The 14,771-nt window shown below is 39.8% G+C and carries 12 protein-coding genes; 9 read left to right on the top strand and 3 right to left on the bottom strand.

The genetic code is table 11. From position 1 onward, the window contains the following. The first annotated feature begins 1 nt into the window (after position 1). The 6 genes from cmoB (at position 2) to C0W29_RS05665 (ending at position 5,933) form a co-directional block, all read left to right on the top strand. Positions 2–976 (top strand): tRNA 5-methoxyuridine(34)/uridine 5-oxyacetic acid(34) synthase CmoB, encoded by a 975-nt coding sequence (gene cmoB / locus C0W29_RS05690; RefSeq protein WP_045044333.1) that lies wholly within the window; start codon positions 2–4, stop codon positions 974–976. A gap of 87 nt (positions 977–1,063) precedes the next feature. Then, entirely contained in the window at positions 1,064–1,870 is an 807-nt protein-coding gene (locus C0W29_RS05685; RefSeq protein ID WP_036795429.1) for an ATP-dependent zinc protease family protein, read from the top strand. Between the two features lie 14 nt (positions 1,871–1,884). Continuing rightward, complete coding sequence (locus tag C0W29_RS05680; protein WP_036795431.1) at positions 1,885–3,399, top strand: inactive transglutaminase family protein; 1,515 nt, start codon at positions 1,885–1,887, stop codon at positions 3,397–3,399. A 3-nt stretch (positions 3,400–3,402) separates the two neighbouring features. Continuing rightward, a complete protein-coding gene (locus C0W29_RS05675) occupies positions 3,403–4,377 on the top strand; it encodes an alpha-L-glutamate ligase-like protein (protein ID WP_036795433.1) in 975 nt (324 codons plus the stop codon). A 135-nt stretch (positions 4,378–4,512) separates the two neighbouring features. After that, a complete protein-coding gene (locus tag C0W29_RS05670; protein WP_045044578.1) occupies positions 4,513–5,022 on the top strand; it encodes a VC2046/SO_2500 family protein in 510 nt (169 codons plus the stop codon). Positions 5,023–5,243: 221 nt separating this feature from the next. Then, on the top strand, positions 5,244–5,933 hold the full coding sequence (locus C0W29_RS05665) for an SDR family oxidoreductase (protein ID WP_045041652.1): 690 nt from the start codon (positions 5,244–5,246) through the stop codon (positions 5,931–5,933). A 202-nt stretch (positions 5,934–6,135) separates the two neighbouring features. On the opposite strand, the gene adhE is transcribed toward C0W29_RS05665, so the two are convergent. Continuing rightward, positions 6,136–8,820, bottom strand: a complete 2,685-nt coding sequence (gene adhE, locus C0W29_RS05660; RefSeq protein WP_036795437.1) for a bifunctional acetaldehyde-CoA/alcohol dehydrogenase — start codon at positions 8,818–8,820, stop codon at positions 6,136–6,138. A 721-nt stretch (positions 8,821–9,541) separates the two neighbouring features. On the opposite strand from adhE, the gene C0W29_RS05655 reads away from it, so the two are divergent. Both C0W29_RS05655 and C0W29_RS05650 read left to right on the top strand, forming a co-directional pair. Beyond that, a complete protein-coding gene (locus C0W29_RS05655; protein WP_045041653.1) occupies positions 9,542–10,180 on the top strand; it encodes a YchE family NAAT transporter in 639 nt (212 codons plus the stop codon). Positions 10,181–10,366: 186 nt separating this feature from the next. Beyond that, positions 10,367–11,185, top strand: coding sequence for an ion transporter (locus tag C0W29_RS05650; protein WP_036795439.1), 819 nt, complete (start codon positions 10,367–10,369; stop codon positions 11,183–11,185). 80 nt (positions 11,186–11,265) lie between these two features. On the opposite strand, the gene glpQ is transcribed toward C0W29_RS05650, so the two are convergent. After that, on the bottom strand, positions 11,266–12,348 hold the full coding sequence (gene glpQ / locus C0W29_RS05645) for a glycerophosphodiester phosphodiesterase (RefSeq protein WP_045044577.1): 1,083 nt from the start codon (positions 12,346–12,348) through the stop codon (positions 11,266–11,268). A gap of 346 nt (positions 12,349–12,694) precedes the next feature. Next, on the bottom strand, positions 12,695–14,074 hold the full coding sequence (cysS, locus tag C0W29_RS05640) for a cysteine--tRNA ligase (protein WP_036795441.1): 1,380 nt from the start codon (positions 14,072–14,074) through the stop codon (positions 12,695–12,697). A gap of 191 nt (positions 14,075–14,265) precedes the next feature. Between cysS and C0W29_RS05635 the strand changes: the two genes are divergently transcribed. Beyond that, on the top strand, positions 14,266–14,760 hold the full coding sequence (locus C0W29_RS05635; protein ID WP_045044332.1) for a peptidylprolyl isomerase: 495 nt from the start codon (positions 14,266–14,268) through the stop codon (positions 14,758–14,760). Positions 14,761–14,771 lie beyond the last annotated feature (11 nt).

The following is a 14,771-nucleotide window of genomic DNA, read 5'->3' as shown; positions in this document are numbered from 1 at the left end:
TATGTTTAGTTTTTCTGCTTTTTATCAGCTTCTCGCTCAACATGAAACGTTGCGTCCATGGTTAAATACGCTGCCACAACAATTAAGTGATTGGGAACAGCAAGAACATGGCGACATGGCTCGTTGGGTACGTGCACTACAAAAATTCCCTACCGACAAGCCAGATATTATTGATCTCAAAAATGAAGTCAGTGTTCGTAATGAAGTACCGATTGCCGATGGTGAAAAAAAACGTTTAGAAAGTCTATTACGTTTACTTCATCCTTGGCGTAAAGGCCCATTCACTATGCACGATATTCATATCGATACTGAATGGCGCTCTGATTGGAAATGGGATCGCGTTCTACCTCACATTACACCACTAAAAGGTCGTAGTGTATTAGATGTGGGTTGTGGTAATGGCTACCACATGTGGCGCATGCTTGGCGAAGGTGCCAAGTTAACTGTCGGTATTGATCCATCGAGTCTATTCTTAATTCAGTTTGAAGCTATTAAGCGTTTAATGGGGCAAGACGAACGCGCATACTTACTTCCTCTAGGCATTGAGCAGCTACCTGAGTTAAAAGCTTTTGATACTGTATTCAGTATGGGAGTGCTATATCACCGCCGTTCACCATTAGATCATATCCTGCAATTAAAAAATCAATTGCGTGCCGGTGGTGAAGTTATTTTAGAAACATTAGTCATTGATGGCGATGAAAATACCGTGTTGGTACCCACCCATCGTTATGCACAAATGCACAATGTCTATTTTTTCCCTTCCGCTAAAGCATTAAAAGTGTGGATGGAGAAATGTGGCTTTGTTGACGTTCGTATTGTTGATGAGAATATCACTACTACAGATGAACAAAGATCAACAGACTGGATGACAAACAATTCCCTCCCAGAATATTTAGACCAAGAAAATAGTTCAAAAACTATAGAAGGATATCCAGCCCCAAGACGGGCAATCTTAGTGGGTAGGAATCCTGACTAACGACTGACAAAGGGATGCTGTGCGCATCCCTTTTTTGATGTAAACTAATGTTGTTATTATATAAAACAGACGCACATAGGAGATATGATGCTTCGTCTTAGCGTATCAGTAATTGCACTAGCGATACTTTCAGGATGTACCTCAAATGCAACGCTAGAGAAAAATCACCAACAAACTTTAGCAGCTATCAATAATGTTGAAACTCACATTGACACTAAAATCAATAATGTTTCTACGCACGTTGCAAATCAGCAACAATATATAGGCCAACTTGAAAGAAAATTAGCATCTATCTCAAAAGATATAAAATTTCTTAAGCATAAGAGTCTAACTCAGCCTAAAGTAATTGTTGAAAAGCAAATTGTTCGTGTTCCTATTGAGCAACCTGTAACTGACTCTAAAACCGCGAATGGTAAAGCCATTTTAGGTCAAGAAGAGTGGGTATGGATTGACTCAGTTAAGAGCCATTTTAAAGCGCGTGTTGATACCGGTGCGACTACATCATCACTCAATGCGATTGATGTACAAACATTTGAGCGTGATGGTAAAGAATGGGTTCGTTTTAATTTAAGTCATGACTCTGCAATGGACACACCTGAAGAAATTGCAGCGAATAGCAAAGCAAAACCAGAAACTATTGAAGCGCCTATTTTCCGCTGGGTACGTATTCGTCAGTCAACATCTGAAGAAGCGGTTCGCCGACCTGTTATCGAAGCTTGGATCACCTTAGGTAATCTACACGAAAAAGCGCAATTTACTCTCGCAGACAGAACGAAAATGGATTTCCCTATTTTACTTGGACGTGAATTCTTTAAAGATATTGCGCTGGTTGATGTAGGTAAACAATTTGTTCAGGGAAAGACTGAGCCCAAACCAGTCCAAGTTAACAAATAAATGATGAGGATGTCATGACGTCTAGAATACCCTTTTATATTCTTATATCACTGCTAATTATTTCAGGTATAGGATTAAGCATGTACCGCCACGATGTTTATGGCGTACCATGGACCCCTGGCAAAGAGCGGGCAGTATGGGAAGTTGAAGCACGAGTACAATTTGATGCTATTGGCGATCCTGTACAAGTAAAAATGTCAGCTCCAGGCACGCAACAGGGCTTTACTCTTATCGATGAAAGTACTTCATCCCCCCCTAATTACTCTGTTGTGATCCACAATACTAAAGATGGTCGTCAGGCCGATTGGGCTACTCGTACCGCAATTGGTAAACAAGTGTTGTATTACAAAACCCAATTACTGGTTGATGACCAAGCTGAATATAAGCCGATACCACCAAAAGGTAACGTTGCTGAAGTCAGTTTAAGTAACCCACAACAAACAGCGGCAACAGCATTATTAACTCAAGCTCGTAACTTATCAGCAGATGATGTCACATTAGCACGTGAGTTAATTCGTGAATTACATGATAAGCAGAATCAAAATGCTGCAGTACTGCTTGATACAATGTCACCAGCAGACGTAGTGACAAGCTTACTTTCACTTGAAAATATTCACTCTCGTATTGTCAGTGGGTTAACGCTTGAAGATGGCCGTCGCCGTCAAAGTGTTTCACCTATGGTTGAAGTGTGGGATAAACAACATAAAAATTGGCAGCTGTTTAATCTGACTACTGGTGAGCAAGGCAAACCAGAAAATGTGATGATTTGGAATCAACAAGGTAATGCCCTACTTGATGTTGTTGGTGGTCGTAACTCAAACATCAGTTTCTCTATTATTGCGCAAGACATCACGCCACAACGTGCAACCCAAGAAAAGATTAAAGCAGAAGATCTACTGAACTTCTCAATCCATAGCTTACCACTTGAAGAACAGGCGATGTTTAAAACCATCATGCTGGTCCCTATTGGTGCGCTAATTGTGGTGTTCTTACGTGTGATCATCGGTTTAAAAACCTCTGGTACTTTCATGCCAGTATTGATCGCAGTAGCGTTTGTCCAAACCCAATTACTCACAGGTATTGTTGGTTTCTTACTAATAGTCGGTACAGGTTTGATTATTCGAAGTTATCTATCGAAACTCAACCTGCTCTTAGTTGCCCGAATATCCGCGGTCATAATAACCGTTATATTGATTATTTCGATATTCACTGTAGTGGCGTTTAAGATTGGTCTGATTGAAGGCCTAACAATTACCTTCTTCCCAATGATCATTTTGTCATGGACTATCGAGCGGATGTCGATTCTATGGGAAGAGGAAGGTGCAAAAGAAGTGTTTATTCAAGGTGGTGGTTCACTGTTAACCTCAGTGTTAATTTACCTTGCAATGACGACACCAATCGTACGTCACCTAACGTTTAACTTTATTGGTGTACAGTTCCTGATTCTAGCAGCGATCTTAATATTAGGTAACTACACCGGTTATCGCCTAAGTGAATTACGTCGCTTTAAGCCGCTCGCTGAGGACTAAACTATGTCATTATTTTCACAGTTTACTTCACCACAAAAACTGCGTGAACGTGGCATCATGGGCATGAATAAACGTAACCATAGCTACATTGGACGTTATAATGATCGTAGCCGTTATCCTCTTGTGGACGATAAACTAAAAACGAAGTTTATTGCCCAACAAGCAGGAGCAACTGTACCCGATTTGATTGGCGTTATTGATAGCCAAGCTACCGTTAAACATATTCATCATATGGTTAAGGACTGGCCGGGATTTGTAATAAAACCCGCACAAGGTTCAGGTGGTAAAGGTATTTTGGTGATTGTTAAGCACAAAGATGGAATCTATGTCAAACCATCAGGTGCAGAAATCAATCAACAAGATGTTGAACGCCACATTACCAATACTCTGGCGGGATTATTCTCGCTAGGGGGTAAAAATGATGTTGCCATGGTCGAAAACCTAATTCAGTTTGATAATGTGTTTGATGGTTTCAGTTATGAAGGTGTGCCCGATGTACGTGTTATCGTATTTAAGGGTTACCCTGTTATGGCAATGATGCGTTGTTCAACATCGGCTTCTGATGGTAAAGCGAACTTGCACCAAGGAGCTGTTGGTGTTGGTATCGACATTGCGTCAGGTAAAGCCATTCGAGCGGTTCAATTTAACCAACCGATCGAGCGCCACCCTGATACCGATCGTCTATTAAGTGAGCTCAAAGTACCTGAGTGGAACAAACTGTTAGTACTGGCGTCAAGTGCGTGGGAAATGACAGGTTTGGGCTATATGGGTACAGACATGGTATTGGATAAAACCAAAGGTCCAATGGTATTAGAACTTAATGCTCGCCCAGGGTTAGCGATTCAAATAGCTAACGGTACTGGTTTATTACCTCGCTTACGCCATATTGAAGCAATGGGTGTTACAGCACATACACCAACACCAGAAGAACGGGTTGCTTATTGTGCGCATCAGTTTGGCGCTAAGTCTGAGTTTTAACCTATAATTACGTTGCCCAAAATACAAGCCCTGACATGTTCAGGGCTTTTTATTATTTGAAATAAATCATTAAAGTTACCTATGCTATGGTCGATAACTTAAGTACCTTATCTTACATAGATGTCTATTGGTTACATGCAAACTCAATCACTTGATAATATACAGCTCATTAATGAAATCCAACTCGGTACTAACCTCAACCATGCGGTTGAAAGTGGCCGTCGTGCTGATTTCTCTCTAATGCTGGCACTATTATCTTCTGATCTGCATGAGAATATTCCTGTAGATACAACACCGACTGAAACACAATCATCGCAACAATTACGGGCTTATTTTGAAATTCCAGCTTCGCAGCCACTAACCTCAACAGCATCATGTTATCAGCGCTCAGCAGAACAGGCTCAAGCTTTTCACCAAGCCAGTTTAACTAGCACCCGTTTACTGGCAGAATTACAACCCACCGCCCTTTGCTACCCACCACAACAAACTAAAGGCTTACCTGAAGATTTATTTCATAACTTATCGATCCATGAACGCCGTAAGTTACCACCAGTCGACCCCAAACCTCTTCAAGCAACACCACAAGATCTTTACTTAGCACTGATTAAATCTAAACGCCTAAGTGAAATGAGTTGGGCTGCTTAAAGCAATATTTGCGGTTGGTCAAAGATAAAATATGCCATTTATGATGCAGAAATAACAGCGGTATTTGTTCGTGACATTGCTCATAATTTCTTCTTTATTATTATTAGTTTGCGGCCTTATTGGCTAATATTAATACTAGTAATTGCCTTAGAGATAACCACTCCCATATTGATACCAATAAGGCTTAAATTGAACCATTCAAACATTAAGGCTAGGAATCTATGCATATCGGACAATCAGTCGCTATCATTACCGATGCTGGTAACCCTATTGGTAAAGCGGTGGCACTTCATTTCGCATCATTAGGAGCAACCTTAGCACTCGTCGATAATAATGAAGTTGAGTTAAAAAAAACCTTACAATCTTGCCGTAAAATTAATGATGCTTCAGCCGCTTTCTACATGCAATGTTATGATGAAACCAGTATTCAATCCTTATTCCAACAAGTCACTGAACGGTTTGGAGCCATTAATATTTTATTAAATACTTGGACTGGAACTGAAATACCACATTTATTATCACCGACATCAATCACTGATTTTAATCTTATTATGCAAAAAAGTGCCGCCAGCTTTTTTATTTTCGGCAAAGTTGCTGCTGAATTTATGCAGCATCAACCCCACCAAAGTGTCATTATTAATTTAGCATTGAGCCATGAAAACCACCACCCACATACACCAACAACGAGTAAAACGGTTGTTAGCGGCTTAACTCAAAATTGGGCTAATGAACTTGCGAGTTTAAATATTCGAGTCGGTGGTATTGTGCCCATTAATTTACAAGACAAACACCATGAGCAGCATACGATTGTTAACGTGCCGATGCAGGATGAAATTGCACGTAATGTTGAATATATTGTCCGTAACGATTCATTTAATGGCCGAATGCTTGAGTCTGAAATTGGCGTCTAATCTCATCAGTACTAAACAATAAATCTAACCAATAGGCTGAGTATAACTACTCGGCCTTTTTTAGGTTTCAAGGTTAAGAGGTTAAGAGGTTAAGAGGTTAAGAGGTTAAGAGGTTAATCATTTATCGATCTGTAAATAACCCCAAACAAAAAGCCCGTCTATTGCTAGACGGGCTTTATTATTTTTTAATCAGTAAAGAGGATTAAGCTTTCGCTTTTTTACCTTTAGCAGCAATTACTACTGGCTCTGATTTCTTGATTACTGTAGTGCCTTCAAACGCTTCACCTTCAATGAAAGGTTTACCGTAGTAAGAAGCTAGTAATACTTCTTTAAGCTCAGAGATTAGAGGGTAACGTGGGTTTGCACCAGTACACTGGTCATCAAACGCTTCTACCGCTAACTCATCAACTTTCGCTAGGAAATCTGCTTCAGCAACACCAGCTTCTTGAATTGACATTGGAATCTGAAGATTCACTTTCAATTCGTCTAACCAAGTTAATAGACGCTCAATCTTCTGTGCAGTACGGTCACCTGCATGAGATAGACCCAAGTGGTCAGCAACTTCAGCATAACGACGACGCGCTTGTGGGCTTGCATACTGTGAGAATGCAGTTTGCTTGGTTGGGTTATCATTTGCGTTGTAACGCACAACGTTAGAAATCAACAATGCGTTAGCAAGGCCGTGTGGTACGTGGAACTCTGCACCTAGTTTATGTGCCATTGAGTGACAAACACCTAGGAATGCGTTAGCAAACGCGATACCAGCGATAGTTGCCGCATTGTGTACTTTCTCACGTGCAATTGGATCATTAGCACCATTTGCATAGCTTGATGGTAAGTACTCTTTTAGCATTCTTAGTGCTTGAAGCGCTTGGCCATCTGAGTATTCGTTAGCAAGAACTGATACATAAGCTTCTAATGCGTGAGTTACTGCATCGTAACCACCAAACGCTGTTAGCGACTTAGGCATATTCATCACAAGGTTCGCATCAACGATAGCCATGTGAGGTGTTAGTTCGTAATCTGCTAGTGGGTATTTAGCACCTGTTTTATCGTCAGTTACAACCGCAAACGGTGTTACTTCAGAACCTGTACCAGATGTCGTTGTGATACATACTAGCTCAGCTTTTTTACCCATTTTAGGGAACTTGTAAATACGCTTACGAATATCCATAAAGCGCATTGCTAGTTCTTCGAAATGCGTTTCTGGGTGCTCGTACATAACCCACATGATCTTCGCAGCATCCATCGGAGAACCACCACCAAGTGCAATAATCACGTCTGGTTGGAAGCTCTTCATTGCTTCAGCACCTTTCTCAACAACAGAAAGTGTTGGATCCGCTTCTACATCAAAGAATGTCTGAACTTCGATACCTTGCGCTTTAAGCAAAGATACGATTTCATCTGCGTAACCGTTATTGAATAGGAAACGGTCAGTTACTAAGAACGCACGTTTTTTACCTTCTAGATCGCTAAGTGCGATTGGAAGACTACCACGACGGAAGTAGATTGATTTAGGTAGTTTATGCCACAACATATTTTCAGCTCGCTTCGCTACTGTCTTCTTGTTGATAAGGTGTTTAGGACCTACGTTCTCAGAGATAGAGTTACCACCCCATGAACCACAACCTAGAGTTAGCGAAGGTGCAACGTTAAAGTTGTAAAGGTCACCGATACCACCGTGTGTTGTCGGGATGTTTACAAGAATACGGGCAGTTTTCATTTTGTCGCCGAAGTATTTAATACGGTCAGCGTTAGTATCTTGGTTAGTGTACAGGCCAGATGTATGACCAATACCACCGATTTCAACCATAGTTACTGCTTGGTCAACTGCGTTTTCAAATGAAGACGCGCGGAACATACCTAATGTAGGAGATAGTTTCTCGTGTGCGAATTCATCATCGTAAGAAACTTGCTCACCTTCACCAATAAGGATCTTAGTATTAGCTGGAACTTTAACGCCTGCCATCTCAGCAATTTTAGTTGCTGGCTGACCAACGATATCTGCGTTTAGGTTGCCGTTAATCAACAAGATTTTACGAACTTTATTTGCTTCATCTTTAGACAGAACATAACCGTTGTGAGACGCAAAACGTGCTTTCACTTCGTCATATACTTCATCCATAACGATAACTGCTTGCTCAGAAGCACAAACAACACCGTTATCAAATGTCTTAGACATAAGTACTGATGCAACTGCACGTTTAATATCAGCAGTTTCATCAATAACAACTGGTACGTTACCCGCACCAACACCGATAGCAGGCTTACCAGAAGAGTAAGCAGCTTTAACCATGCCTGGACCACCAGTTGCAAGGATAAGATTAATATCATCATGCTTCATTAGTGCATTTGAAAGCTCTACTGAAGGTTGGTCAATCCAGCCAATGATATCTTTTGGTGCACCAGCGGCAACAGCTGCATCTAATACAAGTTTAGCGGCTGCATTGGTTGAATTTTTAGCACGCGGGTGTGGCGAGAAAATAATCGCGTTACGTGTTTTAAGAGAAATAAGTGATTTAAAGATAGCGGTAGATGTTGGGTTCGTTGTTGGAACGATACCACAAATGATACCTACAGGCTCAGCAATAGTCATAGTGCCGAACTCTTCGTTCTCTTCTAAGATACCGCAAGTCTTTTCATCTTTGTATTTGTTGTAGATAAATTCAGAAGCGAAGTGGTTTTTGATAACCTTGTCTTCAACAATACCCATACCAGATTCAGCAACTGCTTGCTGTGCTAAAGGAATACGTGCGTTGTTTGCAGCAAGAGATGCTGCACGGAAAATTGCATCTACTTTCTCTTGAGAAAAAGTAGCGAATTCTTTTTGAGCCGCTTTAACACGTGCAACCATTGCATCTAGTTCAGCCATATTTGTTACAGGCATACATAACTCCTAGCTTTAAAATTAAAAATCATTTAGTAAGAACATGCTGGAATCCTTTCACATTAAAGCGTTAAAACGCATTAACATTTATTGCAATACACATACTTAGTAAATTGCTTTCAAATTTGATTATAATTTTTCACACTGTAAAAGAAATTGATTTAGATCACTACACCCTCAAAATGCTGAAATAATCACTAAATGGCAAAAAGTAGTGCATTTTTCATGCTTTTATATGCAATTTAATGAACCTCACAGTTGATTTGTTTAATATGTACCAAAATCATTTATTTCACAAGCCGAAATATTACGTAATAAAAATACATTTACTAGCCCCTATCACATCCAGTTGTGACAGAAATCACGATTTATCACGCTAACCGCTCAATATTTGTTGCATATTACCTAGCACGTCATTTGCCCATTAATCCTAATACACAAAAATTCACTTTACATAATCAATCTAATATAAAAATTATCCACGTCTTAAGTTGCACAAATTAGCTTTTATTAGTGGCTGAAATAGCTAGCTTAGATTAAAATATTGTAACAACGATAGTTTTTGTACATACGCCTTATAGATCACTCACTTAGGTAATACATATTGACGGTTAATTACTCCTTTCATGGTTTAATTTTTATTACCAATATAAAAGATTTAAATGGCTATTTTACTTCTTACCACACCATAAGAAATTAAGGTCACCGAACAGGCATAACCATGCAGGCTTTTGATATAGCTATATTTTTACATTTTTTCGTGGGGCTTATTGCAACGGTAAACCCTGTTGGCATCATGCCTGTTTTTGTTTCTCTTACGGGATCTATGAGTCCAGAGGAACGAAATAAGACCGCATTAACAACCAATGTTGCCGTTGTTATTATTTTGATTATCGCATTAATAGCTGGGCAGCATTTACTGGACCTATTCAGTATTTCAATTGACTCTTTCCGTGTTGCCGGTGGTTTACTCCTTCTCAGCATCGCTTTTTCAATGATGAGCGGTAAAATAGGCGAGGTAAAACAGAATAAAGAAGAGAAGTCAGAATCAATCAGTCGTGAACAAGTCGGTGTCGTACCATTAGCAATGCCATTAATGGCAGGTCCTGGCGCGATTAGCTCAACCATAGTGTATGGATCTCGCTATCCTGGCATTACCTCAACCATAGGAATTGCGATTACTATTGCAGTATTTGCTTTTTGCTGTTGGTTATTATTTCGTTCAGCGCCTTACATAGTACGCTTTTTAGGCCAGACAGGAATTAACGTCATTACTCGTATCATGGGTTTGATTCTTGCTGCACTTGGAATTGAATTTATTATTAACGGTCTACGAGTGATGTTACCGGGTTTGAGTTAATCACACGGTTTATCTCGATGAGAATACTAAGCCTCAACATAACGTTGGGGCTTTTTTAGCACTCAATAAAAGCTTAAGTCGATGCGAGGTTTTGATATACTTGAAGTTATCCAAGCCAGTTAATGGCACTGCGCAGCCTCTATATACTACGTTGCGTTTTACTTGTTAATAAATACTATTTGAATTATGACAAAACTAACCTTGAGACAACGTCTATATCAAGTTATTTTCGGTACATCTACTCGCTTTGGACAATTGTTTGATATTGCCTTAATTATTGCCATTGTAAGCTCTGAAATAATATTAATTATCTCATCCGTTGCTAGCATTGAGTCGCAATACTCTCATCTACTCGTAGGTGCTGAATGGGGATTCACCATCCTATTTACCATTGAATACATTTTACGTTTATATTGCTCTCCTCGCCCATTAGCTTATGCTCGCAGCTTCTATGGCGTTATCGATTTAATCGCTATTCTTCCAGCCTATATTGCGTTTTTAATTCCAGGCTCAAATTATTTATTAATTATTCGCCTAATTCGCGTCCTACGTATTTTCCGCGTTCTAAAATTAGCGCGTTTTCTTAAAGATTCAAATATTTTGTTACGCTCACTGCGCCATGCTCAACGCAAAATATTTGTATTTTTTAGTTCAGTATTAATACTCGTTACGGTATTTGGCTCATTGATGTTCATTATTGAAGGACCAAATAATGGCTTTACCAGCATTCCAAAAAGTATTTACTGGGCAATCGTTACTATCACCACTGTGGGTTATGGCGATATTGTGCCACATACCGTCATGGGTAAGGCACTTGCATCATTAACTATGCTATTGGGTTACTCAATTCTTGCAGTACCAACAGGTATTATTACTGCAGAATTAAATCAAGAAATGAAAACACATCGCGGGCTTATTCGCTGTCCGAATTGCGCCACCAGCGGCCATGAAATGGATGCTGAATATTGCAAAAAGTGCGGCACGCAATTGCCTGAGACGTTATAACGCTATAAAAAAGCCCGTACCAATAAATGGAACGGGCTACGAATAACGAGAAAATAACTATTTAATTAGTAGGTAGTTATTTAATGGTGTTGAGTTTGTTGTTGCAAAAAGCTAACTGCTTTATCAGGAAAATCAGTAAATACACCATCAACATCAGCCTGATTATAAAATACCTCGAGCATGCCATTATAATCTTTGACGTAGGTTGGAATACGATCTTTATCGGCACGGAAAGTATAAGGATGCACAACCATACCATTAGCGTGAGCATTTTTAACCATATCGGTGAGTTCAATGTGACCCAATTTTGAGCTGTCTTTCACTATCATTGGTTTCCATGGCCCAATACCATCAGCATACTGAGACAACGTTTTCATCCCTTCAGGCTTAAACATCCAATCATAATCATACGGATGTGCTTTACCTGATTTATCGTACACCATGGTCTCGTTCCAGTCAGTTTCTGCCATTAACTGCACTAAATTTAGATCCATGCCCATGGCTGGCATTAATTGATCATTAATACGTTTCAATTCATTAAAATCAAAAGTTTGCAGATAAACATTACTGTTTTTATCTATATAACCATATTGCTTTAACACAGTTAATACCGCTTTACTTATATCTTTACCTTCATGACGATGAAACCACGGCGCCTTAATTTCTGGATATAGGCCAATATCATAGCCTAAGGTTTTATTTAACCCTTGGATCATTTCGATTTCTTCTTGGAACGTTGGCACTGTAAAATGAGACTTCCAAATAGGGAAACGTTCAGAGAAACCTTGGACTTGCTTACCGTCTTTAATATTAAAGCCTTCCGTCACACTCAATTGCTTAATTTCAGCGAGCGTAAAATCAATCGCATAGTAGCGACCATCCTTACGAGATCGATCTGGAAACAGTGCCGCAACATTGGTTACTCTATCAAGATAATGATCATGAAGTACTACCAGCTTATCATCTTTAGTCATCACCACATCTTGCTCGATATAATCCGGCTTCATACCATACGCAAGTGCTTTAGCTGGCAGAGTATGCTCTGGTAAATAACCTGACGCACCACGATGGGCAATAACAATTTTATCGGTATTAGGTTGGGCAATAGCACTTGTTGATAATACCGCACAACCGATCAACGTCGCTAAAATCACTTTCTTCATCATTATTCCTTCAACTACATATTGTTCAATATCGAACATTAATAATTTCATTCGAAACAATGATACAAATAATTAATGACAATATTGCGATCGAATACGTATATGACAATAATAATACGTAAAACAATGCTTTTTATTCTCGAATAGTGACGTTGATTCCAAAGTAGAATAAAGTCATTAAATATTCACCGAAGAAACCTCTTTCACTAATAATATTAAATTTGATGATAAGCCCAGCAAATAACTGCAGTACGTAAAAATCTAAGAATAATAGATAAAATGAGGATATAAAAAAACCGAGACTAAAAGCCTCGGTTTTATAGTAATGACTGTAGGCTAATAAATATTACTTACGGCGCCACGTTGTACCTTGTGCGCCATCTTCTAAAATAATACCCATTGCTAATAACTTATCACGTGCATCATCAGCCGCAGCCCAATCTTTCGCTGCTCGTGCATCCAAACGTTGTTGAATTAACGCTTCAATTTCAGCAACATCATCTTCACCAGCGCCACCTTGCAAGAAAACTTCAGGCTCTTGAGATAATAAACCTAAAATATCAGCCAATTCACGCATACGAGCGCCTAATACAGAAGCTGCAACTACATCATCCGTTTTAAGGCGATTAATTTCGCGTGCCATATCAAACAATGCTGAGTACGCTTCAGGAGTATTAAAGTCATCATCCATTGCTTCTTTAAAACGAGCAACAAACTCTTCACCGCCAGCAGCTTCTACTGTCGTATCCAAACCACGTAATGAAGTATATAAACGCTCAAGCGCTGAACGAGCTTGCTTAAGGTTATCTTCGCTATAGTTTAGCTGGCTACGGTAATGACCAGACATTAGGAAGTAACGTACCGTTTCAGGATCGTAGTGGTTTAACACATCACGAATGGTGAAGAAGTTACCCAATGACTTAGACATCTTTTCACGGTCAACCATTACCATGCCACTGTGCATCCATGTATTCACATATTGACCATCGTGAGCACAGCATGATTGCGCAATTTCATTTTCGTGGTGAGGGAATTGTAAATCTGAGCCGCCACCATGAATATCAAAGTGATCGCCAAGAATAGATGAGTTCATCGCTGAACATTCAATGTGCCAACCCGGACGACCAGGTCCCCATGGTGATTCCCATGTAGGTTCGCCTGGCTTTGACATTTTCCATAACACAAAATCTAATGGGCTGCGTTTTGCCATATCGATATCAACGCGCGCGCCTGCTTGAAGTTGATCAAGATCTTGCTTAGAAAGACGACCATAATCGTCATACTTGCTCACTTCAAACATCACATCGCCATTAGAGGCAACATATGCAAAACCACGCTCAATTAGACGCTCACAAAGTGCAATAATCTCAGCAATAAATTGTGTAGCACGTGGTTCAACATCTGGACGTTTCATACCTAAAGCATCAAAGTCAGCGTGCATTTCACCAATTAAACGCTCAGTTAATGATTCACAGCTTTCACCATTTTCAGCAGCACGTTTAATGATTTTATCGTCGATATCGGTAATGTTACGCACGAAAGTAAGATCGTAGCCTGAGTAACGCAAATAACGCGACACCACATCAAAAGAGACAAATGTACGACCATGTCCAATATGACATAAATCGTAGATCGTAACGCCACAGACGTACATACCGACTTTGCCAGGATGGATGGGTGTAAATACTTCTTTTTGTCGAGTGAGCGAATTATAGATCTTTAACATGTCTCAGCATTACTCATTAATTTCGAATTTGTCGGTAATTACACCTTTTATAGCATTTGATCGCAAGGAAAATCCTTGGATGGATGCTATTTTAGCAATTAGTGCAGATTAAGCGGGTAATGTTTGTCTGACAAGGCTAAGGTAAGTTAATATTCACGCTTAAAGAAAACACTCCATTTAAGGAAAAAATCATGATTACCCTTCACACAAATTTTGGTGATATCAAAATTAACCTTTTCGAAGATAAAGCACCGATAACTTGTGCTAACTTCTTACAGTACTGCCGTGACGGTTTCTATAACGGTACTATTTTCCACCGTGTTATTGATGGTTTCATGGTTCAAGGCGGCGGCATGCTTCCTGGTATGGAAGAGAAAGAAACACGCGCAACAATCAACAATGAAGCAAACAATGGCCTAAGCAACAAAACAGGCACATTAGCAATGGCGCGTACAAACGCACCACATTCTGCTAGCTCACAGTTCTTCATTAACGTAAAAGATAACAACTTCCTAGACTTCACTGGCGAGAACATGAGTGGCTGGGGCTACTGTGTATTTGCTGCTGTTGTTGAAGGCATGGACGTAGTAAATAAAATCAAAGCAGTGAAAACAGGCCGTAACGGTTACCACGATGACGTGCCTGTTGAAGACGTTATCATCGAAAACGTAACAATCGAAGACTAATACTTCGCAAA

This window comes from Photobacterium kishitanii (assembly GCF_003026355.1).
Lineage (GTDB): Bacteria > Pseudomonadota > Gammaproteobacteria > Enterobacterales > Vibrionaceae > Photobacterium > Photobacterium kishitanii.
This window is presented reverse-complemented; position numbering and strand designations above follow the sequence as displayed.

Excerpts from the sequence above, each read along its gene's own strand:
- C0W29_RS05655 (WP_045041653.1), top strand. The coding sequence starts at position 9,542 with ATGCAGGCTTTTGATATAGCTATATTTTTACATTTTTTCGTGGGGCTT.
- cmoB (WP_045044333.1), top strand. The coding sequence starts at position 2 with ATGTTTAGTTTTTCTGCTTTTTATCAGCTTCTCGCTCAACATGAAACG.
- C0W29_RS05670 (WP_045044578.1), top strand. The coding sequence starts at position 4,513 with ATGCAAACTCAATCACTTGATAATATACAGCTCATTAATGAAATCCAA.
- C0W29_RS05650 (WP_036795439.1), top strand. The coding sequence starts at position 10,367 with ATGACAAAACTAACCTTGAGACAACGTCTATATCAAGTTATTTTCGGT.
- adhE (WP_036795437.1), bottom strand. The coding sequence starts at position 8,820 with ATGCCTGTAACAAATATGGCTGAACTAGATGCAATGGTTGCACGTGTT.
- C0W29_RS05675 (WP_036795433.1), top strand. The coding sequence starts at position 3,403 with ATGTCATTATTTTCACAGTTTACTTCACCACAAAAACTGCGTGAACGT.
- C0W29_RS05665 (WP_045041652.1), top strand. The coding sequence starts at position 5,244 with ATGCATATCGGACAATCAGTCGCTATCATTACCGATGCTGGTAACCCT.
- glpQ (WP_045044577.1), bottom strand. The coding sequence starts at position 12,348 with ATGAAGAAAGTGATTTTAGCGACGTTGATCGGTTGTGCGGTATTATCA.
- cysS (WP_036795441.1), bottom strand. The coding sequence starts at position 14,074 with ATGTTAAAGATCTATAATTCGCTCACTCGACAAAAAGAAGTATTTACA.
- C0W29_RS05685 (WP_036795429.1), top strand. The coding sequence starts at position 1,064 with ATGCTTCGTCTTAGCGTATCAGTAATTGCACTAGCGATACTTTCAGGA.
- C0W29_RS05680 (WP_036795431.1), top strand. The coding sequence starts at position 1,885 with ATGACGTCTAGAATACCCTTTTATATTCTTATATCACTGCTAATTATT.
- C0W29_RS05635 (WP_045044332.1), top strand. The coding sequence starts at position 14,266 with ATGATTACCCTTCACACAAATTTTGGTGATATCAAAATTAACCTTTTC.